A 23,694-nucleotide genomic window follows, 5' to 3' on the forward strand; every position below is an offset into this window, starting at 1 on the left:
ACCTTAATGGGTATGAAGCTTTTTTAAATCACCTGTCAATCTTCTAAAGAATATGATTATAAAAGAATCTTATGAAAAAACATCTCATAGCATTAATTTATATTGGAATTGTAATAATAATGATTATTACAATTTGGATTTTATCGAAAAAAGAAAAGAAGGTATCAAAAACTATTACAACAATGATTTTAGCCACTGTACCAATGTTACTTAATATAGTGACAGAGTGGAAAGTTGAAAATGATAAGGTACATACTGAAAAGTTAGAGAACAATATAACGCGTCAATCAATTGAAATAACTACAAATAATAGTATAAATACGACTGACGAATTGAGACGTGATTTTGGTCCTTTTGCAGCGGGGAATAGTTCAGATATTGATTCTTTAAGAGAAAGAGTAAAAGTTAGTATCGAAAATATAGAATTTGATTTACATTCTCTAGAGGGATATAGAAAAAATAGTAGAATTGCGGCTGAACTTTATGGGAGTCTTTCTACTATACGTGAGTCATTGAAAGAGGATACTGTTAAAATTGATAGTAAAAATTATGCTGATTCCTCATACTATAAGAACATTTTTGCAAAATATAATTATTGGTATACAATGTTTCAGGATTTCAAAAATAATAATTATAAAAAAGTTAAAATAGAATCAGATGTGCTGTATGGTGAGTACAATAGGTATAAATTACATGGAACTAGTATAAATATGTATGTTGAAAAATGAGGTTTTAGTTTGCAATATCGTTTCCAAATTAAATTTCCGAGAAAACAAATGTCCCAAATCCCGACCATATTCCACCTTATCCCAATCATCACTAGACCAAGTATAGGGAGAGCCATCCCACCAATTGATATACCGCAGATTACCCTGCAACTCATCAGGTCGATCATGCACAGGCTGAGGGTGGTAAACAGTATCCTTAAATTTCTCATTGTTCAACAAAACAGTAGGAACAAACAATTCATCACAAAGAAAAGCATGTCGGAAAGTCCAATAAATAAAGTCCTTCCGGCTGACTAAATATCTAACAGCCGCATCATTTAAACTAACCCAATTAGAGGCATATTTAATAGGTGGCAAACTAGCTTTTCTACGTTTGGTAACGCCAGTAATCTTTTGAATTTCAAAGTTGATTCTTTCCAAGATACGAAAGAACTTCTTAGCATACTTATTCAAACTAGATCTACCATAAAATCGAATAAAATAGTGTTCATACAAAACCCGTTCAGGTATCTTAACTTTTTGATAGATCTCCTGACAGGGAATGGTCAGAAAAATCATATCGGAATGTTGGTCAAAGAGGTTATGAATATAATTCTGATTGCGTAGCGGCAAATCTTGGCCGGAGATTAGATGGTAATAACCATACTTATCATGTTCACTGGCGATTTCAAACAATTCCATTTCGGCTGCAATTTGGGAGTAAGTACCCCAAGTGATTTTTATATCATGCAATATTAATAACGTCGTTTTCTCAACACAAGTGTGTAACTTCTGCTTGTCTTGTTGAGTTAGCGACGTTTTTTTGTCGATTAAAAGATAAATATCATTTCTTGAGTCATCCAATAGCGTTAATAGGAATCCTAGTTGTTCAAATTTATTATCCGCAATAATCAAATATGCATGTTTAGTCATGATTGGCATCTCCAAGGCATAACTTTTTGATAGATATTAGCACATTAATTTTTAGAATTAAAAAATAATCATATAAAAGTAGGTGTTTCATACATTAAGTCTAATCGAGGGCTTAATGATGAATGTTTATGGAAAATGATAGTACTATGACAATCAGAAACCTTATGAGGGACTGGTTTCATGAAAGCTATGAGTGGCTTTTGTGCAATTAGTGTTTCGTGAGGTTTTTTGCATACCCTAAATTCTATTCATTAGGAGGAGCAAATTGGAAAATCAACAAAAAATCAGTGTGTTGCGGATTTGGGAGATAATTCGAAAACACATTCGTATGATTATCGGTACCGCATTCTTTGTAATCATTATCTCCATTTTTGTAACTTTCTTCGTTATGACGCCTAAGTACAGTGCCACAACTGAGATTTTGGTCAACCGTAAAGCTTCTTCTGATGCGGAAGCTAGTCAGTTTCAACAAGCTCAAGCTGATGTGCAATTGATCAGTACTTATAAAGATATCATTACCAGTCCCACAGTTTTAAACGAGGTTAATCAACGAGTTCATGATTATCCCGGTTATCAAGGTGCCGGTAATTTATCCAAATCTTTATCGATTAGTAATGCACAGAACTCGCAGGTGTTCTCTTTAACAGCTAAATCGACGGATGCGGGAACTGCGGCCGCTATTGCTAATGAGACCGCCAGTGTCTTTAAGAAACGTGTTGGTAAGTTGATGAGTGTCGACAATGTTTCGGTTGTTTCTAAAGCTACAGTTGATCCGACACCAACAAGTCCTAAGAAAATTTTAAACGTCTTGATTGGAATTGTTTTAGGTATCATCTTCGGTATCGCGTTTGCCTGTTTGAAAGAGTTAAGCAATAGTGCTGTCACTACTGAAACTGAGTTAAGTGATGAATTAGGTTTGACCAGCTTGGGAATTGTCGATGAGATTGACCAAAAAGTAATTGAACAGACAGATACTAAGAAGTCAGTTGTAGACGAACCAACTTTAAATACTGTCGATGAAAGAAATTACAGGAGGGTTTAAACCAAATGTTAAATTTCAAAAATAAGCATAAAAAATTAGATAATTACAGTTTGCATCATGGTGTTGGTCTGGTTGCTTCGGATGATCCTAACGGTATCATTTCGGAACAATTTAAAACGATTCGGACTAACATTCAGTTTTCATCGGTTGATAAGCCCTTGAAATCAATTCTATTTACTTCGTCAGAACCTTCTGAAGGTAAGTCTACTGTCAGCAGCAACATTGCCGTGACTTGGGCGCAACAGAATGAAAAAGTTCTATTGATTGATGCCGATCTACGTCGACCTACGGTTCATCAAACCTTTAATGTTGATAACAAAAAAGGTTTATCCAATTATCTATTGGGCAACGCAACTTTTGAAGAGATTATACAACCAACTGATTTTCACAACTTGTACGTCATTACGAGTGGTCCAATTCCACCTAATCCTTCAGAGTTGCTTGGTAGTAATAAAATTAAACAATTATTTACCAGACTATCAGAAAGTTTTGGACTATTAATTTTAGATGCACCGCCAATCAATACAGTAACGGATGCTCAGGTTCTGGCCAATTTAGTTGATGGTGTGATTTTAGTTGTTCCACAAGGAATTGCTAATAAGGCTGCTGTTGCTCATGCTAAACAAGCTTTGTTGATGGTTCACGCACACATCTTAGGGGCAGTAATGAATCGAGTCATTCGTGACCAACATTATGGTTATTACGGGAGTTATTACGGTTTAGAGAAATATCAGAGAAAGAGTTAATGAAGTATATCCGAGGAGAGAATTTAAATTGACTGGAAAGCCTAATGGCTTTTGGGGCAGGATAAATGATCGAATCGAAACATGAGAAGTATAAGAAGTTACATTTTGACATTGAAACAGCTTGGTATCTGTTTATCAAGCGACTATTCGACATTCTTGTTTCAGCGTTGGCATTAATCTGTTTGTGTCCAATATATCTGGTCATTGCCTTAGTAGATCACTTGAGTAAGTTTAATCGCGGACCAGTGTTATACGGGCAAGTACGAATGGGGCTCCATGGACAAAAATTTAAAATGTATAAGTTTCGTTCTATGGTCGTTAACGCAGACGAAGAACTGCACGCTGATAAGAAACTGTACGCAGAATACGTTAAAAATAATTTTAAACTGCCACCAGATGAAGATCCACGTATTACCAAGCTAGGGAGATTCTTGAGAAGATCTTCAATTGATGAGATACCGCAGTTTATCAATATTTTTAAGGGTGATATGAGCTTGGTAGGGCCAAGACCAGTAGTCGAGGATGAACTGAAGGAATATGACCGTAAGAAATTATTATCAGTTAAACCTGGCGCCATGGGGCTTTGGCAAGCGTCAGGTCGCAGTAAAGTTGGCTATCCCAGACGAGCTGAAATTGAGATGCATTACATTGATGAAGCTTGTTTAACAGTCGATTTGAAAATTATCTTAGCTAACTTTGTCGATATTTTTAAGGAAAACGGGGCTTATTGATATGGATGCAAAAGTACTCGTAGCGGCACATAAAGTTTTTCCAATGCCAGTTGATAAAAAGACATATCTACCAGTTTTGGTAGGAGCTGTTAAAAATTTTAAACAAGGTATTAAGTTTCAACGTGATGATACTGGCAAGAACATTTCTGAAAAGAACCCTCATTATAACGAGTTGACCGCAATGTATTGGGCCTGGAAGAATTTTGATACGTCAGACGCAATTGGACTCGTACAGTACCGCCGCTTTTTCAAATCATATGAAGATAAAAATGGTCCACTGACTGATGAAGAGATTGCCGATATTTTGAAGACAACTGACGTTATTTTGCCAACTAAGCGGCACTACTATATTGAGACGAATTATTCGCATTACGTTCACGCCCACAAGAGTGACCCCTTAGATAAATTACGTTACGTGATTGCGACTTACTATCCTGATTACTTAGATTCCTTTGATAAAGTGATGCATCGTCGCAGTGCACACATGTTCAACATGTTTATCATGAAGAAACAATTTTTTGATCAATATTCTCAATTTCTGTTTAACGTCTTAGACATTTTGGAACAACAACTGGATATCTCGAACTATTCGCAACAGGATTCACGCGTTTATGGTTATCTGGGCGAATTGTTAATGGATGTCTGGGTCGAGAAGAATCGGGTTCGTTATACCGAAGTTCGTTGGTATGAAGTGGGTCCCAAGCATCTGATGAAAAAATACTTCTATTTCTTCTGCCGGAGGTTTGGCTTAGAAGTAGGAAAGACGCACTTCTAATGAAAAGAAAAGTTGCTATCATCACACCTAAGTTATCGGGTAATGGTGGTACGGAAACGGTTCTGAAGACAGTTTTACAGGAAAATGAGTATTTTGAAAATTTAAATCGGATCGACTTAGTTATTTTGGGTGGTCACAAAAATAATCAATGGATCACTGAATTACCGACCAAAGTGAAAGTTCATTTTGCGACAGATAATCAAATTTTACGAATGTTGGTTTTGAGTTACTGGTTGTTGTTTGGTGGTTTTGAGCAGGTGATTTGTTTGAGTACAACTATCATTCATTGGTCAGCTTTAATCAGGAAAGTTTTCCGTAAACATTATTTGATAGTCTCTTGGATTCACTTCTCAATTTTTAATGAAAAGACAGTTGATCCTGACAAGTTGCATTATGCCGACTATCACTTAGCTATCAGTTCTGGTATCGTCAAGCAATTGGAATCATTGGGTATCAAAGCCGAACGAATTCGTTTGATTTTTAATCCAGTCGACAAAAAGAAACGAGTAATCATGCCAGCTGATGATGGTGTGATTCATTTAGCTTATGTCGGACGAGTGATGTTGAAGGGGCAAAAGGATTTGCAAGAATTGTTTGATGCGCTAACTCTTTTACCACCACAGGCAGTTGTTTTACATATTTATGGCACTGGACAGATAGCTGAATGTAAGGCTTATCTGGCTAAACATCATGTAAAACAGACAGTTATCTGGCATGGTTGGGTGAAAGATCCATGGCAAGAGATTCGGACATTAGATGCGACGGTTTTGACTTCACAGTATGAAGGCTTTCCGATGGCTCTAGCGGAGTCAATCAGTTATGGCGTTCCCGGAATTGCTTCAGATTGTCCGACTGGACCGGCAGATATTATCGATTCAGAGAATGGGTTTCTCTATCGAGTCGGTGACGTCAAAGGTTTAGTAACTGACATTTTGAAGTTGATCAAGCAAGTACATTTCAATCACGTCACGGTGCAACAGACGTTAGGAAAATATGCGACTGATAAATTTTGCCAACGTTTTTGGGCTAGTTTGGCGGAAATGAAGTAGATGATAAAAATGAAAATAACTTTGAGTATTATCATTCCGATGTATAACGCCGAGCAAACGATTGGTCGTTGTCTTGATTCAATTGAGCGACAACAAGTTGATTTTCCATTTGAAATTATCGTAGTTGACGATGGTTCAACTGATGACTCGATTGGTTGTATTGAAGCGTATCAGAAGAAATTTGCCAATATTGAATTATTCAGACAACAGAATTTGAAACAGTCCGCAGCTCGTAATAATGGCCTAGATCATGCCAAAGGTGATTATGTCATGTTCTTTGACAGTGATGACATTGTTGAAAAAAATATGTTGCAGATCATGGTTCATAAAATTGAAGCTGACAATGATTTGGTTATGTGTGGAATCAAAAAAATCTATCCGGATAAGACAGTTGTGGAAGATCAAACCGACCTAACTGGTGCTAAGAATGAAAAAGATTTGATCACCAATTATTTGGATAAAAATAAGGAATTCGACACTGGCTTGTGGAACAAAATTTTTCGCAGGAGTCTGATTCAAGGGCACCAACTCCGTTTTAATAATGGCAATTTCTTCGAGGATTCACTGTTCAATCTGCGGTACTTGTTGAATTGCCGACCGGGAAAAGTTGTCTTCATCAATCAGATACTGTACGACCTCTACAAGACTTTGGGAACAACAACAACTTCGTTCAATCCCAAGATCAGCTATTGGGCTAGTAAGTATGAAAATAAGGTACAAGCAATTTTGAATAGTCGCGGACTACATGTCAAAACAGCGATTATCAATGCTTTTAAGATCAGAACGACGTTATATATCATTCATCATCACATCAAATATGACACGAGTTGGAATAAGACAAAGCAAAGAAGATACTGGTCACTTTATTCAATTCCAGCGATTCTCAAGGCCTTGCAATATTTGCCAAAAAGATACGCAGCTGCGGTTATCTTAGCTAGATTTTCACCACAAACTTATATCCGTTTGTACCAAAAGAAGAATCCAGTTACGTAATTTTAGTTAGTCTGGTGAGCAAAATGAAACAAGTTACAGCATTAGTAGTTACTTATAATCGTTTGAAACTTTTAAAAGAGAATATTGCCGCCATCACTGCACAAACTTATCCAGTGAAACATATTTTGGTGATCGACAATAACAGTCAAGATGGTACCAAAGAATATCTTGACTCGCTTCAAATCGACGGTTTGATCGTCAAACATTTAGCCAAGAATCTGGGCGGCTCAGGTGGTTTCTACGAAGGCATCAAAATCTTTGAAGAGCAATTGACTGATGATTTTGTTTGGATCATGGATGATGATACGATTCCGACTTCGACAGCTTTAAAAGAATTGAGTCAGTGTTGGTCAACGATTGGTCAATTTGGATTTTTAGCTAGCAATGTTCGCTGGATTGACGGTAAACCAGCTGTGATGAATGTACCAGCTATAGACCAGGCCCATTGGAGTAGCGACGACTTGGAAATCAGCGACAATATCTTTTATCCACGAGTCAGTTCAGCTAGTTTTGTTTCCTTACTAGTGCCTCGAGAAGTGATTTCCGTCAAGGGTCTACCTTACAAGGAATTCTTCATTTGGGAAGATGATGCCGAATATACCTCTCGAATCAGTCGGGAATACAGCTGTTATTTTGTTCCAGAAAGTATTGTCCATCATAAGACCAAATCTAATGACGGAATTGACATCATAGATGAAAGTGGCAGTCGTTTAAGCAGATACTTTTATCTTTTCCGGAATAAAACTTTTCGTGCTCGTAAGGCCAAAGGTGCGGAGAAAATTAAATCTTTAGGTCGAATCGGAATTGAATATGGTCAAGTTTTGTTTAGCCACAAGGTACATCAACGGTTTAAGAAATTGGGCATCATGTCCAAAGGTATTATCGAGGGCATGTACTTCAATCCAAAAATTCATTACGTATTGAACGCCAAAACTAAGGGTGACTAATCTCAAGGAGGGACTGATGATGACATGAATTTTGGAATGGTTTATGCAGTGCTATTAGTACTCTTTTTGATTTTTGGTTACATCTTCAAAGAAAATGATCTCAAACATTATTTTTTGATTAGCGATATTCTGTTAGCTTTACCAGCTTATGTGGCTAATCCGATGAATGGTGTCTACTTCGATACAGTTCGTTTTCAATATATTTTGGATCAGATTCGTGATGCTAATTTAATTTCAGGCTTGAGTGGTGGATTAAATTGGGTACTGAATTATTCAGAGTATGCCGCTGAACCGGTGGTGGCTGTGTATATTTGGATCTTTAGCTTTTTCAAAAATAATGGGATGTTCTTCTTCATAACAACGTTCTTATTCCTGATTTTTCTGTCGCATTTGTTATTGAAAGTTGGCAAGTATTTCAAAGTTTCGCACTGGAATCTGATTTTGATTCAGTTTGTGATTCTGACAACTTTTAACTTGTTTTACCAAATTGAGGGAATTCGTAATTTCTTAGCCTTTATGATTTTCGCCTGGGCTATCTTCACCGATTTGACCGCAACACAAAAGCATGAAAAAGTCGAAGCCATTATTGCTTACATCTTCTGCATGTTCTTTCATCCCATTGCCATCGTGTTTGTCCTCTTCAGATTGTTACTGGCTTTGAAAAACAAATTTGTTTTCTTTGGCAATCACATTTTTGACGCAGTAGTGATGGTGATTCTTTTGATCTATAACCATTTCATGACTTTCATCGTTAATCTTTTGGCTCAAGTCAGTGAGTTGCCAATGATGAGTTCACTATTTTCCAAGTCACAGAATTACGTTTATGGACAAACTGAGTTTAGTGCTTCAACCGGTAGAGCGGAGGTTTCCTTCACCTCGATGGTTTTTGTAGCTTTGATTGTGGAGCTGCTGCTGTTCCTATCTTTGTATAAAGATACGGTTTTACCAAAAGGTTATTTGACGCTCTATCTATATATCATCGCTTTTACAATTGGATCATTTATGAATTCACAGATTTACTTGCGAGCCATCATGTTACTGCTCTTCATGAGCGCACCTTTGAAGGCATTACTGTTTTCAACCGAACGACTCAAAGACAGAACGGCTTATCTGATGTTCTTCTATAATTTGATGACTTACGCCACAGCCTTTGTACTCTTTGGATATTGGTACGTTGCAGTTTATCAGACCGTGGCACTTTGATGGAGGTGCAATATGACAAAATATTTAGTCGTTGGTTCAGGATTGTTTGGAGCTGTTTTTGCTTATGAGGCTGCTAAACGAGGTCATCAAGTCAAAGTAATTGAGAAACGTAGTCACATCGGCGGCAACATTTATACGCATGAAGTTGCCGGTATTCAGGTTCATGAGTACGGAGCTCACATCTTTCATACCAAGTCATCAGAAATTTGGCAGTACATCAATCAATTTGCGGAATTCAATCACTACATCAACAGTCCCATCGCTAATTTCAATGGGGAAATCTACAATTTACCTTTCAACATGAACACCTTTAATAAGTTGTGGGGCGTAGTTACTCCAGTTCAAGCACAAGCCAAGATTGAGCAACAGAAGCAGTCTTTAGAACTGGATGGTAATCCCAAGAATTTGGAAGAACAGGCTATTTCCTTAGTAGGTCCCGACGTTTATCAAAAATTGATCAAGGGTTATACAGAGAAACAATGGGGCAAGTCAGCTAAGGATTTACCAGCCTTTATCATTCGTCGTTTGCCAGTTCGGTTTACTTATGACAACAATTATTTCGACGATCCATACCAAGGAATTCCCATTGGTGGTTATACACCAATTATCGAAAAAATGTTGGGTAATAAGTTGATTGAAGTGCAGAACCAGACCGATTTCTTTGATCATAAGGATGAATATTTGAAGTCAGGTGCCAAAATTATTTTCACCGGAATGATCGATCAGTTCTTCAACTACCAGTTTGGAGCCTTAGAGTATCGAAGCCTTCGTTTTGAAACTGAAGTGTTGAATCAGGCTAATTACCAAGGCAATGCAGTTGTTAATTATACCGATTCCCAGACGCCTTACACGAGAATCATTGAACATAAATTCTTTGATCCTGGACAAGATGTTAAAGATAAAACCGTTATAACGCATGAATATCCTAAGGCTTGGGAGATTGGGGATGAGCCTTATTATCCAATCAATGACCACGCCAGCAAGGAACTCTATGCCAAGTATCTGCAACTAGCTCGTAAAGATTATCCTCAAGTGATTTTTGGCGGACGTTTAGGTCAATATCGTTACTACAATATGGATCAGACGATTATGGCAGCTCTACAAACTGTCAAGAAAGAATTTGACGATTAATGAAAGTTATTAAAAATTACCTCTATAATGCTTTTTATCAAGTATTTATTCTGATAGTTCCCTTAGTAACAACGCCATATTTAGCTAGAGTGCTGGGTCCGAGGGGAGTTGGAATAAATTCTTACACGAATTCAATTATTCAATATTTCATCCTCTTTGGAAGCATTGGCGTGAATCTTTATGGAAATCGACAAATTGCTTTTGTCCGCAATGATCGGCAAAAATTGACCGCCACGTTCTACGAAATCTTTCTGATGCGGCTAATAACAGTGGTCATAGCTACTTTAGCCTTTGGAATATTCTTTGGATTAGTGAGTGATTACCAAATCTATTACTTAGCTCAAGCAATTTCGTTAATAGCCGTTATCTTCGATATTTCCTGGTTTTTTATGGGAATTGAGAATTTTGCTGTGACAGTGCTACGAAATTTCATCATTAAGATTTTAACTTTGGTCAGTATTTTTACTTTAGTGAAGTCAAAAGCTGATTTGACTATCTACATTTTGATTTTGTCACTGTCATTGTTGATTGGGAATTTGACCCTGTTTCCCAGTTTGCACAAGTATATCGGTAGACCCAGATTTCACGATTTGCGGATTGCAAAACATTTCAAGCCAGCCTTGATTCTATTCGTACCGCAAATTGCCACTCAAATCTATGTTGTTTTGAATAAGACGATGTTAGGTTCGATGGTTTCGGTTCAAGCTTCTGGGTACTTTGATCAGTCAGACAAAATCATCAAAATGGTTTTAGCAGTAGTGACGGCGACGGGAACTGTGATGTTACCACACGTTGCAAATGCCTTTGCTAATGGTCATCTGGACAAAGCTAAAGAGTATTTGTATACCAGTTTTTCTTTTATTACCATGTCGTCCATCCCGATGATGTTGGGGTTGATGGCGATTACCGTTAAATTTGTACCATTGTTCTTTACCAACAAATTTCACGGAGTTATTCCGATTATGATGATCGAAGCGTTGATTATCATCTTGATTGCTTGGAGCAATGCGATTGGGATGCAATATTTGTTACCAACTAATCAGACCAAGGCCTATACGATTTCAGTTATTTTAGGGGCAGTGGTAAATCTGATTGCCAATATTCCACTGATTTTCTTTTGGGGTACAGTTGGAGCGGCTATTTCAACGATTTTGTCAGAATTATCGGTCACTTTGTATCAATTAGTCTCTATCCGGCACCAAGTATCTTATTCTAAGTTGTTTGACGACACTTATAAGTACTTACTGTCGGGATTGATTATGTTTTGTATTGTTTTTTCATTAGATAGAATTCTACCTAATGGATGGTTCTCAATCATTTTTGAAGTATCCATTGGTTTCTTGACATATTTGGCTTTGATATTGTTATTTAAAGTTAAGATGCTAACTCAAGCTAAGCGATTCTTGAAAAAATAAATACCTATATGAGGAGGAAAGGCCTTATGTATAGAAACAGAAATAAGAGACACACTATAAGAGATTTATGTATGTGGTTCGTTTTAATCTTTATTTTAGGTGGCGCAGCCTTTGGAATGACTCGTTATCGTGATGTTAAGAGTGCGGTCAACAGTTCATTTGTACCTTCTGGAGCTGAAAGTCGTGATGTCCACGCTGAATTGGCAGCTCGCAAACCATTTTCCATTTTGTTGATGGGTATTAATACCAATAGTTCGATCAGTTCATACAAAGGTGATACTCACAGTATGATGGTTCTAACCGTGAACCCAGCTACTAAGAAGACTACTATCACTACAATTCCACACGATGTTGCTATTAAAGTGCCTGGATTTGAAAAGAGTTCACCAGCTACAATTAGTTCGGCTTACTCATTAGGTCAAACTAAGACAGCTGTTACATCTGTTGAACAACTTTTGAATGTGCCAATTGATTCATACTTGCTATTGAATATGGATGGTATGAAACAAGCAATTGACGATGTCAAAGGTATCGAAGTCGTTCCTGATGTTTCATTTAGCGTTGCAGGTTATAACTTTGTAAAGGGCAGTTCAACACATATGGACGGCAGAGAAGCTATGGCTTACATCAGTAATGGCAATGACTATGTTCGTGAGGACCGTCAAAGAGCTGTTCTATCAGCTTTGCTACACAAGGGGCGTTCAATTTCTACATTGTTCAACCAACGTTTGATCAATTCAGTTTCTGGTCAAATGGAAACAGATTTAACTTTCGATAGTATGACTTTACTAGACAAGAATTATGATGAAGTCGGTGATCATACTGTTGAAGATAACCTCCAAGGCAGTGCTGCCAAAGTATCTGGTCAAAGCATGGAAGTTGTTAACAAAGCTGAATTACAACGTGTCACAGATGATCTCAGAGTTAACCTAGGATTGTCCAAAGCTACAACTGGTGATATTGAATACGTACCGGTTCAAGCTCCAGTCGCTAAGAAATAAATTTTGATATCAAAAAGGGAACCATATCGGTGTGATATGATTCCTTTTTTTGAAGGGAGGAAACATCATGAAAAGAATTGGCTGGATTGATTTTGGCAAAGGTTTGACGATTTTCTTTGTGGTCGTAGCCCACTGCCTGAGTGATCTGTTAGAATCAAACCACTTTGGAAATTATAATTTGCTATCACAGTTTTTACTGGGAATTATTTTGACCTTCGTCATGCCTTGTTTCTTTGCGCTATCAGGGTTCTTGTATCGTGCTCCTAAGTCGAGTGGTGAGTATCTTAAAGGGATGGAGAAAAAATTTTGCGGATTGATGATTCCCTATGCAATTTTTTCCGTAATTTTTATTATGCTGCAACAATTCGACAAGAGTAATGTTAATAAGTTATATACCTGGGGCAGTTTGGGGCAGATTTGGAATAAACCGATTGGTGAGTTGTGGTTTTTGTACAGTTTATTCTTTATCTTTTTAGTAGTTGGTTTGATCGATTTATTGCACATTCAATGGTACTGGCAATTGCTTATTTATGGCGGTTTATTCATTCTTGTACAGACAGTTCAACTGCCATTCATGGTTTCTGGAACTTTTGGTTGGTTACCTTGCTTTATGATTGGAGTCGTTTTAAAGAAACATCAAGCTTTGTTGAAGAACAAGTTACTATTCTTTGGTTCATTAGGTGGGATGTTGGTCAGTCTGGTATTTCAATATTTTCTAGTCAGTGATTGGTACAACACTGATGGAATGGTACCGGCAACTAGCATTTCTAAATTATTGAGTATTTTCGTTTTCTTCTATCTTTTTAGTAATCTACATCCAAGTCGTTTATATAACTACTTCAGTAGATATGGTCAAGCTTCAATCGTAATTTATCTAGTTCACGTTCCGATTAAGACATTGTTGAAAGTGCTGCTCTTTAAGATTGTTTTATCAAATTACTTCTTGGTTGTATTGGCTTTGATTGCTGGGACTTGGTTATTGTCACTCTTCGTTTGCTTTTTGGTCAATAGAATTAAATTGGTCAGATGGATTTTTTATCCACGACTAGTGCGGAGTTAGACAAAAAGTACAAAACGATTCTTATAAATAACTACATAAGAATTCATGAACTATTATTACGGCAGAAGATATGGAAAAGGATGATAGTTATGTTATTAAATAAGAAATGTGTATATTTAGGGGCAACACTATTTTCAGCAATGATTTTGACATCATTATCAAATCAAACCGTTAAAGCCGATACTACAACTGATGGAAATACTAATGTGAGTGTTGAAAAGGCTGTACCACCAACTACTTCAACCACTACAACGACTCAAGCACCAACAAATAATACTGATGTATCAAAACTGGTAACAACTACGCAATCATCAACAGTTGATACGCAAACAGAAAAGACGCCAACCACGGCTACATCAAAACCAGTTACGACTACAACACAGTCAACAACTACTAATGTACAAAAAACAACTGCACCAACTGACAATTCAGTAGCAAAACCTGAAGTTACTCAAACTGCCAAACCAGTAGTTAAAGTGGCACCGACTGTAGTTAAGAAAACACCAGCAACTAATGTGGTAGCGAACAAGCCAGAATCGGCAGATACAGTCATAGATATCAAGGATCCGACACTATCATCAATGGTCAAATGGTCATTGGGTTTGAATGATAAGGACAAAGTAACCGTTGGAGAATTTCAAAAGTTTAATAATTCTGAATTTTTCCTAAATGAAACGGTTTATTTATCTGGCATTAATCCTAATGTGACAGATGAAACCGATACGCCAATTGAAAATCTTGATGGTTTGCAAGTTTTGAAGTATTTACCAAAGAATACTCAGGTATTTTTCCAAGTTAAATTAGCTTCAGATCCGAAAGCTGACCTCGATTTGTCACCTTTGTATGGAATTCCAATTTACAATTTTACTTTGGACGGCAACTATAGCAATGCTAAGGCTAAGGAAATTGATTTGAATCAATTGGTTAAATTGGATATTTCTAAAGCTACAAATGTTGAATTAACTGGTGATACTGCCGTTTCAGCTAATTCAGGAATTACGCAAGCACAATTAGAAAAGATTGCACCATGGCTGGTCAAATATGCTAATAACGGTAAAACATACAATGACATTGTTTTGAATAACGGTTCGATTTCTAACTTTTCGGCCTTGAAAGGTATCAATCGAACAAAATCGGTAACTGTATTCGTTAATCACAATAATGTAGCCAGCACTATACCTGTCTACGCTACCGCAAGTAAAGCAGGTCTAATCTTTACTGCTTTGCCATTTAAAGGAATTGATGGTGAAGATCTGGCCTCGACTTACCACTACACGACGACGGTCAAGACGCCTGCTGACGATAACTTGATTCATGTTAAAGGCGACGTTTATAAGATTGCCGATCCTGACACTTCGGCTAAGAAATTAACTTACGGCATTATTGGCGACTACATCAGCAGTAATGACGATTCGATGTTGCAGAAGAGCTACGGCAACTCAACTTTGGAATACTTCGGGATGTACTCACAACCTTTGATTTGGAAGACTTCAACTAAACCTGTGATTGAACCGACAACACCTGCGCAATCTACAGAGACTGGTGATTCAACTGGATCAAGTAACGTTCTTGACACTGCAGGTAATGAATCTAGTGAAACAACCACAACTCCAGTGGCACCAACATATGTTGATAAGAGTGGTGTTGTCAGAACTTTCAATGGTTATACAAAATTAACTGATATTGAAGGTAACACATTGGCAGTTGAATTAGGGCCTAATACCGGTTGGACTTATGACAGAGTAGTGGAAATCAATGGTCAACAATATTATGAAGTGGGAACTAATGAATACTTGTTAGCTGATAGTGGAATTACTTATACACCAATTCAAACGAGAACAGTTTTGGCAGCAAGTTCAGCTGTACCTTTGTTCAATTCAAAAGGTATTAAATTGAGTACAACTTTGCCAGCACGTTCCAATTGGTTAACTGATAGTAGTGCCACTATTAATGGAATCAAAATGTATCGTGTTGCCAGTGACGAGTGGGTAGCCGCTGATGCAGTGAATGTTTCTGGTAGTAAGGTAGTTTCAACCACATTCCCCAAAGTCTTCACTGCTAAAGTTAAAACACCAGTTTATTCGGCTACTGGTAAGTTATTAGATTATCAATTGGCAACTGGTACTTCTTGGAAAGTTGACCGTAAGGTTGTCATTAATGGAATTGCTTATTATCGTATTGCTACAGATGAATTTGTTCGTGCATGATGAGAAATCGCTAAAATCAAACAGATTTTAGCGATTTTTGTTTCCTATATTAAAGATATTTCCGTCTATACCTCTAATCACCTTGGCAAATATGATAAAGTTCATATGAGCACCTAAGGGTAGTTAGAAAATGTGGGGGAAAACAACATGCACAAAAAACACAAAAGTCACACATTTCGTAATGTATTTTTGTCAATTTTAGCTTTGCTCATCTTCGGTACAGCGGCATTTGGAATGTCACACTATCGTAGTGTCAAAGCAGCAATTAACAGTTCTTTTGCACCGTCTGGTGCGAATAAATCACGTAATGTCAGTTCAATTTTGAAAAAGAGGACTCCGGTTTCAATCTTATTAATGGGGACAGATAATGGAGCTTCTGGTCGTAATTATACGGGTCGCACGGACTCAATGATGGTCGTTACAATCGACCCTAAGACTAGAAAAACTTCTATTACAAGTATTCCAAGGGATGTAGCAGTTGTAGTTCCAGGTTACAAAGGGAAGTCACCTGCTAAAATAGATGCGGCTTATTCTTATGGCCAGGCTAAAACAGCTGTGACAACTGTATCTAAACTTTTGAACGTACCAATCGATTTTTATGCCTTGATTAATTTAGAAGGTATGGAAGATGTGATCGATCAAGTCGGTGGAGTTGATGTCTACGAACAAGGGGAAAAGACACATATGGATGGTGCCAAAGCCATTGATTATGTCAATAACGCCAATAACGATTATGGTCGTCAGTTACGTCAATTCGACGTTCTAAGTGCCATTTTGCATAAGAGTGACTCAATTTCAACCTTGTTAAATCAAAGTTTCTTCAACTCAATGGCTGAACAAACACAGACTGATTTAACCTTCGCTGATTTGAACGTTTTAGCTAAGAATTATTTCTATAATGGCGAAACGAATCAAACACATATGAAAGGTACAGCGGCAAAAGTTGCTGGTCAAAGTATGAAAATCGTCAAGGATTCAGAGTTGCAGCGAGTAACTAACTTTATTCGTGACAATTTGAATTTAGAACACGTCAAGACAGGTAAGATTTCTTATCAAAAGGGTGAAAAGATTACCGAACCAGCTAAAAAGAAGGACAAGAAGAAAAAGGTAACTAAGAAGAAGACCAAGAAAGAATCGACTAAGAAGGAAACAACTGACAGCAATACTTCTGATACTGATAGTGGAACAGCCAATAGTGCTGCATCTGATACAACTGGTACCACGAGTTCAGCAACAGGTTCTTCCTCAACAGCCGGATCCGGTGCAACAGGTAATAGTGCTGGAAGTACTTCATCTTATGGTAGCAATTCTTCAAGTGGCACATCATCTAGTACTGGTTCTTCATACGGAAGTGGTTCATCAACAGGTAACAGCGGAAGTTCAGCAAATAGCGGCTATTATGGTGGCGGTTCGTCATCTAATACCGGAAGCTCCAGTTCAACAACCGGTAGCGGCAGTTCTTCAAGTAATAGTGGTGAATCCTCATATGGAGGCGGTTCATCAGCATCTACTGACAGTTCTAGCAGTGATGTAAATAATGGTTATGCATCATCAGGTTATGGTGAATAAAATAAAAGGTTTCTTCAAATTTAAACTTGAAGGAACCTTTTTTTGTTACACAATTTCAAAATTGCTTTTAAATTGGATTTTAAAATTACACAGTATATATATTTAAGATGTAATGAAAAAGAGGTTAGTAATTATGGATAATAATAGTGTAAAAAAATCATAAGAAAGTACCGTAACTCTTATCAAAAGGAGGAAATGGGAGGACATCTTCTGGGAAATGAACTCTAATGTATACCTGACAAACAAGATATTATTCAAATTGTCTTTGATTCTTCCACAGGGAAAGGGATAAAAAAACGAAGACCTGCTTTGGTAATGAGCAATAAAGGATATAGTGAAATAACTGATTTGGTAGTTATATCTTGAGTTAATATGCTTTAATTCATTATCGTAGAAAATCAAAAATTCCACTAAATAACTAATCAAGTTATTTTAGTGGAATTTTTTGCGTTAGAAGTCATTGTCATCTTCAATAATATGTTCTTTAGTTTGATTGAAGATGGTAATAATATGTTGATCGCTCAAACGGTAGTGAATATTTCTACCACGTCTGGCGTTGGAGACCAAATTTAACTGTTTCAAAATGCTGAGTTGGTGGGAGATGGAGGACTGGCTCATGTCCAAGGTATCCGCAATCTCACCGACACTTAAAGGCGTTTCAGATAAAGCTAAGATGATCTTAACTCGGGTCATATCGCCGAATGCTTTGAAGATGTTGACCATGGCTTCCAAATCGGTATCATCGGGTAAACCTTGCTTTAAATTATGGAGAGCTTGTTGGTGTTCCATCTCAAAATTTTGTTCTGACATTTTTTGTTCCTCTTATCAAAAATAGGTTGCAAACTGATACTTTATTATATTATAATTCACATATGAATGAATGCTCATATATTCAATTGAACATGTAAACTCTTTCGAGGAGGACAACGTTATGAAATTATATAATGTCCAAACTGATTACAAAGTTAAAAAGAAAGCTAATCAAATAAAAAGTGAAATGAGTTCGGAAACAAAACTGACAATCACGCGACTATTGATTGCCTTCATTTTGTTGATAGTGGGGTCCAGTTCCTTTGTTCCGGAACCTTTTAATATTGTCTTATTGGTCGGAGCCTATCTAGTTATTGGGGCACGGATCGTTTGGCAGGCCATCAAGAATATTTTTCACGGAGAAATTTTCGATGAGAACTTCCTGATGAGTATCGCCACGATTGGGGCAATCATTCTCAAACAATATCCTGAGGCCATTGCGGTTATGCTTTTTTATGAGTTGGGTAATGTTTTTGAAGACATTGCTGTTAATAAGTCAAAACGTTCTATTTCAGCTTTACTAGAAGTAAAGCCGGCTTACGCAACTTTGATTTCAGGCGATCAGAATAATGTTGTTGATCCTAATCTGGTTCAGATTGGTGATACAATTTTGGTTAAACCTGGAGAAAAAATTCCACTAGATGGAACAGTTGTTTTAGGTAGCTCAGCAGTTGATACATCAGCTCTAACTGGTGAGTCGATGCCACAGTCGATCAAGGTGGGTGATACAGCTTTGAGTGGTTCGATCAACCAGACTGGAACTTTGCGCATCAAGGTTACTAAGCTTTACAACGATTCGACCGTAGCCAAGATTTTGGATTTAGTTGAGAATGCTAGCACCAAGAAGGCCGATACGGAAAAATTTATCACTAAGTTTGCTAAAATTTATACACCAATCGTAGTCTTTCTAGCAGTAGCCTTAGCAATCGTACCGTCTCTTATGACGAGTGATTGGAATACTTGGATTTACCGAGCATTAATTTTCCTAGTAATTTCTTGTCCTTGTGCTCTAGTTATCTCAGTACCATTGAGTTTTTTCGGTGGTATCGGTGCGGCTTCTAAGCAAGGTATCCTTGTTAAAGGAAGCAACTACTTGGAAGCCTTGAATGACGTGGATACAGTAGCTTTTGACAAAACGGGAACTTTGACTAAAGGTCAATTCTCAGTTGTGCAAGTTAATTCGGTAAATATTTTAGAACAAAAATTGTTGCAGATGGCGGCTAGTGTTGAGAAGAATTCAACTCATCCGATTGCTAAATCAATCCTTCAGGCTTACGAAGGTGAGTTATTGACCGTGACTAAAGCTGATGAAAAAGCCGGACATGGTTTAATGGCTCAAGTAGATGGTCAAGAAGTTATCGTCGGAAATGCCAAAGCACTCAAGCAAAACAAGATTGCTTTCACTGAAACAGATGCTGTGGGAACAGTTGTTTACGTGGCTGTCGATAACCAATTCTGGGGTGATATTGTGATTGCGGATGTGCCTAAGAGTGATGCTCAAAAGGCAATTCAATTGTTGAACAATCGAGGAATTCACAAGAATGTCATGTTAACCGGCGATAATCAAACTGTCGGTCAAGCAATGGCTCGGAAGTTAAAAATGAGTGCAGCTTACACGAATCTTTTGCCAGAAAATAAAGTTGAGATTATCAATGATTTATTGAAAGTATCACATCAAAACAACAAGAAAGTTGCCTTTGTTGGTGACGGAATCAATGATACTCCCGTTCTAGTAACTGCTGATATCGGTTTTGCAATGGGTGGTTTGGGTTCAGATGCAGCGGTTGAAGCTGCTGACATCGTCATCATGGGAGACGAGCCATCAAAAGTTTCCGAAGCTATGAAGATAGCCAAAAAGACCCGTCGTATTGTGGTTGAGAATATCTCATTTGCCTTGGTCATTAAGATTTTGTTCCTATTATTGGGAGCTTTAGGAATGGTCAACATGTGGCAAGCTGTTTTCGCCGATGTTGGAGTAACCATTATAGCTGTTTTAAATGCAATTCGATTGCAATTTATTAACTTTGATAACTAATATTGAACACAAAAAAGAGACCCTTACGGGTCTCTTTTTTTATAGACTTTCGGTCAAATTCCAGTTAACTCGACCTTTGTAATCGCCGGCTCTTGGTACGGTATTAGCTTTCAAAAGAATACCATTATCGGAACTCCATTGGTTACTAATATCGACCGTATGAGCTGCTAAACTGCTGTCTTTAGCAATTACAGGGTCCATATTTAATGGAGTAGCTAGGTTATCTTTATTAACGAATGCCATCGAAAGGTCAGATTGTTCGTCAGTAGCTGCGTAGTCCAAGTTGCCAGCTTTAGCGCTGAGGGTCCAACCAGCCTTGTAGCTTGTGACATTCAGTTTCCAATCGCCAGAACGGTTGATATAACCGGGCTTGAATGACTTAGGGTCAATTGTCTTGAAACGATAATTGTTGAAGTCTAGCTCCAAAGCTTTGGCTAAAATCTTTAAGTTGAAGGTTTCTGTGTTAGTCTTTCGCCCATATGGATCGGTGAAGTAGACAGACACCACAGAAGTATCTTTGTCTGTTGGTAGTTTCAATTGATCACCGGATAAGTTGAAACTCATATCAAAACTCGAAGTTTGAGCTTCGGTTGGATTAGGCAATTTGAGATTAATCGGTGTTTGATTGTCAACTGTGAAGACGCCAGTTAAATCATGATAGTTGAGGGCATAGTCACTATCGTAAGTGAAGTCCATTGGGAAGTAAATATTACCGCTAGGGCCTAGGACCGTTAAGTCATTAGATTTAGCAGTGATCTTTGGTGTTAGTTTAGGCACATTGACAGTAATCGTTGTGCTTGCACTAGCATATTTTCCATCTTGAACTGTTACTTTAACAGTATTTTTACCTTCAGCTAGGACGTTGTCTTCAGCGGGATTCTTTAGATAATCATCTAAAGTTTGAGTAACCGGCTTGTCATAAGCAATTGGTTTCAAAGTAATATCGATCTTTTTATCGTGGGCTACAGTTTTAGTGATCTTATGGACGGTGCCATCAGGATTGGTAATTTCATAAGTCTTTGTGGCATCTTCATCTTTAAATTGAGAATCATCAGAATACTTGTAGCTTCCTGATAGCGTGACTGGTTTATTATCATTAACCGTAATATCAGTTTTGTCAGGAGTGATAACTAATTCGCTGTCGGTTACGGTGATGTTATAGGTCACGGTATTAGAAACGAGTCCTTGACTGTCGGTTAGGTAAACTTTGATTTTATAGTCGCCCGGATCTAGAGTGCCTTTGGGGACATCTAGTGAATAGTCACCTGTTGTGGCATCTTTAGCAACCGGCACGGTCCAAGTACTCTTCATATTTGTGGTCTTGCCATTAGCGTCAAAGATTTCACCGTAAGCGGAAAGGTCATCACCACTGAATTTAGAACTAAATAGGTAACTAGCAGTTCCTTCCAGTTTAAAGTCATCAGTACTTTTGACCTTTTGTGTCTCGCTGTCTTTTGCGGCCACAATTTGTAGTTTTTGATTAGTTATTTTGAAACCATAACTCATAACATCGGCGTTATAGTAATCACTCTTATAGGAAGTATGTTCAGGACTAACAGTAGTTGAAGTGAGTGTATTACTGATAGGTGCGTTGGCAGTTCCGTAAATCTTGATGTTAACTTCGGTACTCTTCTTGGAAAGAGCACCAAGATCTAGATTGAGTGTCTGTACTTCATCACCGTCAGCATTTTTAGATGTGGTCAACTGTGAAGCACTGATGTAAGTAACACTATCGGGATCGTCAGGGTAGGTAATTTCACCGATTCGGTTATTGCTGTCATTTTGGTAAAGCACATGTTGTGGTAGCTGAAGTTCGGTAGTAATATCACCTGTACCAATAGCACCAGAAGTGTATTTCAAATTGTAGTTAAAGGCTAATTTATCGCCATCATCAACCGTATAATCTGAATCACTATCAGTTGGATTTGTATCACGACGATCAAGGTCTTTGATAGCACGATCTTGAGTAACATCATAAAGACTGGATGCATCAGTAACGTTAGCGATTGCTGGTATTTTTTCAAGAATAATGTCATTATAGCCAGGCAATGAATTAGGGGAACCAGTTGAACTAGTAAAGCCCCAACGAATCTTAGTCTGACCATCTTTTAAATTAAACTTTCTTAAATCAATTTTGATTGGATCATCAATATCACGAGGACGTTTATCCCAAGTGTGATATGGCTTAACAGTTCCGTCAGTCTCACGGTCATTGTAGACGTAATTGATGTAGCCGTAGTTACTATCATCTTTATCAGGTTTGTAAGTGAAAGTAAAGTGATGCCAAGCATCTTTACCTGTAGCGCCAGTAAGAGAGTCATAACCACCAATAGTAGCATTAAATATAACATTGTGGTGATGCATACCAAAGAAATAATAAGTTAGAGCCATCTTTTGTACGTACGTGTCTGGATCACCGGGGTAGGCCCAAGCAACATGTTGACCTTTGGTCTCCTGTGTTAGATGAGAATCGTATAAACCGTCGAATAGATCATCCGTTTTTTTATCGTTGAATTGTTCTTTGCCATTGCTAAGACCCGCACTCGAACTTGAATTATTAAAAGAATCAAATTCAAGAGCAAAACTATTTTGGATAGCATTACCAGCAAACTCAGTTGCATTAGAAACAGTAGCGGGCGAAGAAGTTCCTCCGTAAACGCCGAGAGATTCACCAGAAGCCGCATAGTTTTTTTCTGGATCAATAAACGAAAGTAATCCAGCCTTTTTATAGTACCGTCCAATTGCGTTGATACCTCTATCGTCGTTTTGTAAGACTAAAGCAATCCCGTCACCAGAAACGTTAAATGTTGGTCCAACGTAGATCCAACCAGTAATAGTCTGTTCTTTAGTCAAATCAAAGTAATTGTATGATTCAGTAGAATCATCAGGATTGGTCATACGTCCCCAAATGGAACCTACTGCGTTATCTTGAGCACCCGTCATTTGAATTACATCGACAGGATTAGGGTTCGAACCACCACCCTCTAGAATCTGTACAGAGTTTTTGGTGTCCTTAGAACCTGAATAGTCTGTAGGATATTCAAATAGATTACCAATCTTCATTCCGTTCGGAGCAGCCTTCAGGACGTCATCATTTGATGGTGCCACACTTGAGAAGTCCACAATCGCATGAACATTGGTTGTACACATAGAAAAAATTGTTAACGTCAAAAAGAACATAATCGTAGGTAGCAAATTATGCCATAACTTGTGATAATTCATATTAATTTCCCCTTAAAAATACATTATCCGTAAGCTTTCACGATTATTATAATATCAAAATATAAAATGTGCTATATATAAGATATAAATTATAATAATTTGAATTTTATTAAACTAA

General features: G+C 37.6%; 20 protein-coding genes. 17 read left to right on the forward strand and 3 right to left on the reverse strand.

Going from position 1 to position 23,694, the window contains the following annotated elements; translation table 11 throughout:
- The first annotated feature begins 71 nt into the window (after positions 1 to 71).
- Positions 72 to 728 carry a hypothetical protein gene (locus LKACC16343_RS05165; protein WP_056953536.1) on the forward strand — a complete coding sequence of 219 codons (657 nt, stop codon included), beginning with the start codon at positions 72 to 74 and terminating at the stop codon, positions 726 to 728.
- Here the strand turns inward: LKACC16343_RS05165 and LKACC16343_RS05170 are convergent.
- Positions 690 to 1,640: a beta-1,6-N-acetylglucosaminyltransferase gene (locus tag LKACC16343_RS05170; protein WP_056953538.1), complete on the reverse strand. Its 951-nt coding sequence runs from the start codon at positions 1,638 to 1,640 to the stop codon at positions 690 to 692. The two genes, LKACC16343_RS05165 and LKACC16343_RS05170, sit on opposite strands and share 39 nt — an antisense overlap.
- Before the next feature lie 265 nt (positions 1,641 to 1,905).
- Here LKACC16343_RS05170 and LKACC16343_RS05175 point away from each other — a divergent pair, with 265 nt between their 5' ends.
- From LKACC16343_RS05175 to LKACC16343_RS14680, 15 genes are all read left to right on the forward strand, one after another.
- A complete protein-coding gene (locus LKACC16343_RS05175) occupies positions 1,906 to 2,682 on the forward strand; it encodes a YveK family protein (RefSeq protein ID WP_056953540.1) in 777 nt (258 codons plus the stop codon).
- A 5-nt stretch (positions 2,683 to 2,687) separates the two neighbouring features.
- Positions 2,688 to 3,428, forward strand: a complete 741-nt coding sequence (locus tag LKACC16343_RS05180) for a CpsD/CapB family tyrosine-protein kinase (RefSeq protein WP_056953542.1) — start codon at positions 2,688 to 2,690, stop codon at positions 3,426 to 3,428.
- Between the two features lie 65 nt (positions 3,429 to 3,493).
- Complete coding sequence (locus tag LKACC16343_RS05185) at positions 3,494 to 4,159, forward strand: sugar transferase (protein ID WP_056953544.1); 666 nt, start codon at positions 3,494 to 3,496, stop codon at positions 4,157 to 4,159.
- Position 4,160: 1 nt separating this feature from the next.
- Entirely contained in the window at positions 4,161 to 4,934 is a 774-nt protein-coding gene (locus tag LKACC16343_RS05190) for a DUF4422 domain-containing protein (RefSeq protein WP_056953546.1), read from the forward strand.
- The gene (locus tag LKACC16343_RS05195; RefSeq protein ID WP_056953547.1) at positions 4,934 to 5,983 is read left to right on the forward strand and encodes a glycosyltransferase; all 1,050 of its coding nucleotides are present in this window, start codon (positions 4,934 to 4,936) and stop codon (positions 5,981 to 5,983) included. Before LKACC16343_RS05190 ends, LKACC16343_RS05195 begins: the two co-directional genes overlap by 1 nt.
- Positions 5,984 to 6,976, forward strand: a complete 993-nt coding sequence (locus tag LKACC16343_RS05200; protein ID WP_056953549.1) for a glycosyltransferase family 2 protein — start codon at positions 5,984 to 5,986, stop codon at positions 6,974 to 6,976.
- Positions 6,977 to 6,999: 23 nt separating this feature from the next.
- Complete coding sequence (locus tag LKACC16343_RS05205) at positions 7,000 to 7,923, forward strand: glycosyltransferase family 2 protein (RefSeq protein WP_056953551.1); 924 nt, start codon at positions 7,000 to 7,002, stop codon at positions 7,921 to 7,923.
- Between the two features lie 24 nt (positions 7,924 to 7,947).
- Positions 7,948 to 9,126 carry an EpsG family protein gene (locus LKACC16343_RS05210; protein WP_056953553.1) on the forward strand — a complete coding sequence of 393 codons (1,179 nt, stop codon included), beginning with the start codon at positions 7,948 to 7,950 and terminating at the stop codon, positions 9,124 to 9,126.
- Between the two features lie 12 nt (positions 9,127 to 9,138).
- On the forward strand, positions 9,139 to 10,257 hold the full coding sequence (gene glf, locus LKACC16343_RS05215; RefSeq protein ID WP_056953556.1) for a UDP-galactopyranose mutase: 1,119 nt from the start codon (positions 9,139 to 9,141) through the stop codon (positions 10,255 to 10,257).
- The gene (locus LKACC16343_RS05220) at positions 10,257 to 11,672 is read left to right on the forward strand and encodes an oligosaccharide flippase family protein (protein ID WP_056953558.1); all 1,416 of its coding nucleotides are present in this window, start codon (positions 10,257 to 10,259) and stop codon (positions 11,670 to 11,672) included. The genes glf and LKACC16343_RS05220 overlap by 1 nt, the downstream gene beginning before the upstream one ends.
- A 26-nt stretch (positions 11,673 to 11,698) precedes the next feature.
- A complete protein-coding gene (locus LKACC16343_RS05225) occupies positions 11,699 to 12,673 on the forward strand; it encodes an LCP family glycopolymer transferase (RefSeq protein ID WP_056953559.1) in 975 nt (324 codons plus the stop codon).
- A gap of 67 nt (positions 12,674 to 12,740) precedes the next feature.
- Positions 12,741 to 13,733, forward strand: a complete 993-nt coding sequence (locus LKACC16343_RS05230) for an acyltransferase family protein (RefSeq protein ID WP_056953561.1) — start codon at positions 12,741 to 12,743, stop codon at positions 13,731 to 13,733.
- A gap of 89 nt (positions 13,734 to 13,822) precedes the next feature.
- On the forward strand, positions 13,823 to 15,940 hold the full coding sequence (locus LKACC16343_RS05235; protein ID WP_056953564.1) for an SLAP domain-containing protein: 2,118 nt from the start codon (positions 13,823 to 13,825) through the stop codon (positions 15,938 to 15,940).
- 147 nt (positions 15,941 to 16,087) lie between these two features.
- On the forward strand, positions 16,088 to 17,509 hold the full coding sequence (locus LKACC16343_RS05240) for an LCP family protein (protein ID WP_082604558.1): 1,422 nt from the start codon (positions 16,088 to 16,090) through the stop codon (positions 17,507 to 17,509).
- Positions 17,510 to 17,761: 252 nt separating this feature from the next.
- On the forward strand, positions 17,762 to 17,875 hold the full coding sequence (locus LKACC16343_RS14680; protein ID WP_411762955.1) for a hypothetical protein: 114 nt from the start codon (positions 17,762 to 17,764) through the stop codon (positions 17,873 to 17,875).
- An 84-nt stretch (positions 17,876 to 17,959) separates the two neighbouring features.
- Here the strand turns inward: LKACC16343_RS14680 and LKACC16343_RS05245 are convergent, their stop codons facing one another.
- Positions 17,960 to 18,319, reverse strand: coding sequence for an ArsR/SmtB family transcription factor (locus tag LKACC16343_RS05245; protein WP_054643830.1), 360 nt, complete (start codon positions 18,317 to 18,319; stop codon positions 17,960 to 17,962).
- Positions 18,320 to 18,440: 121 nt separating this feature from the next.
- Between LKACC16343_RS05245 and LKACC16343_RS05250 the strand changes: the two genes are divergently transcribed.
- Complete coding sequence (locus tag LKACC16343_RS05250; RefSeq protein ID WP_056953566.1) at positions 18,441 to 20,354, forward strand: heavy metal translocating P-type ATPase; 1,914 nt, start codon at positions 18,441 to 18,443, stop codon at positions 20,352 to 20,354.
- Positions 20,355 to 20,393: 39 nt separating this feature from the next.
- On the opposite strand, the gene LKACC16343_RS05255 is transcribed toward LKACC16343_RS05250, so the two are convergent.
- Positions 20,394 to 23,576, reverse strand: a complete 3,183-nt coding sequence (locus LKACC16343_RS05255) for an L-type lectin family protein (protein WP_056953568.1) — start codon at positions 23,574 to 23,576, stop codon at positions 20,394 to 20,396.
- Between the last annotated feature and the right edge of the window lie 118 nt (positions 23,577 to 23,694).

Source organism: Companilactobacillus bobalius, assembly GCF_002179915.1.
GTDB lineage: Bacteria > Bacillota > Bacilli > Lactobacillales > Lactobacillaceae > Companilactobacillus > Companilactobacillus bobalius.

What these genes read in the sequence shown, in the direction of transcription:
- LKACC16343_RS05245 (WP_054643830.1), bottom strand. Translation starts at nt 18,319, where the DNA reads ATGTCAGAACAAAATTTTGAGATGGAACACCAACAAGCTCTCCATAAT.
- LKACC16343_RS05250 (WP_056953566.1), top strand. Translation starts at nt 18,441, where the DNA reads ATGAAATTATATAATGTCCAAACTGATTACAAAGTTAAAAAGAAAGCT.
- glf (WP_056953556.1), top strand. Translation starts at nt 9,139, where the DNA reads ATGACAAAATATTTAGTCGTTGGTTCAGGATTGTTTGGAGCTGTTTTT.
- LKACC16343_RS05205 (WP_056953551.1), top strand. Translation starts at nt 7,000, where the DNA reads ATGAAACAAGTTACAGCATTAGTAGTTACTTATAATCGTTTGAAACTT.
- LKACC16343_RS05165 (WP_056953536.1), top strand. Translation starts at nt 72, where the DNA reads ATGAAAAAACATCTCATAGCATTAATTTATATTGGAATTGTAATAATA.
- LKACC16343_RS05240 (WP_082604558.1), top strand. Translation starts at nt 16,088, where the DNA reads ATGCACAAAAAACACAAAAGTCACACATTTCGTAATGTATTTTTGTCA.
- LKACC16343_RS05170 (WP_056953538.1), bottom strand. Translation starts at nt 1,640, where the DNA reads ATGACTAAACATGCATATTTGATTATTGCGGATAATAAATTTGAACAA.
- LKACC16343_RS05185 (WP_056953544.1), top strand. Translation starts at nt 3,494, where the DNA reads ATGATCGAATCGAAACATGAGAAGTATAAGAAGTTACATTTTGACATT.
- LKACC16343_RS05255 (WP_056953568.1), bottom strand. Translation starts at nt 23,576, where the DNA reads ATGAATTATCACAAGTTATGGCATAATTTGCTACCTACGATTATGTTC.
- LKACC16343_RS05195 (WP_056953547.1), top strand. Translation starts at nt 4,934, where the DNA reads ATGAAAAGAAAAGTTGCTATCATCACACCTAAGTTATCGGGTAATGGT.
- LKACC16343_RS05180 (WP_056953542.1), top strand. Translation starts at nt 2,688, where the DNA reads ATGTTAAATTTCAAAAATAAGCATAAAAAATTAGATAATTACAGTTTG.
- LKACC16343_RS05190 (WP_056953546.1), top strand. Translation starts at nt 4,161, where the DNA reads ATGGATGCAAAAGTACTCGTAGCGGCACATAAAGTTTTTCCAATGCCA.
- LKACC16343_RS05230 (WP_056953561.1), top strand. Translation starts at nt 12,741, where the DNA reads ATGAAAAGAATTGGCTGGATTGATTTTGGCAAAGGTTTGACGATTTTC.
- LKACC16343_RS05235 (WP_056953564.1), top strand. Translation starts at nt 13,823, where the DNA reads ATGTTATTAAATAAGAAATGTGTATATTTAGGGGCAACACTATTTTCA.
- LKACC16343_RS05225 (WP_056953559.1), top strand. Translation starts at nt 11,699, where the DNA reads ATGTATAGAAACAGAAATAAGAGACACACTATAAGAGATTTATGTATG.
- LKACC16343_RS05210 (WP_056953553.1), top strand. Translation starts at nt 7,948, where the DNA reads ATGAATTTTGGAATGGTTTATGCAGTGCTATTAGTACTCTTTTTGATT.
- LKACC16343_RS05200 (WP_056953549.1), top strand. Translation starts at nt 5,984, where the DNA reads ATGATAAAAATGAAAATAACTTTGAGTATTATCATTCCGATGTATAAC.
- LKACC16343_RS05220 (WP_056953558.1), top strand. Translation starts at nt 10,257, where the DNA reads ATGAAAGTTATTAAAAATTACCTCTATAATGCTTTTTATCAAGTATTT.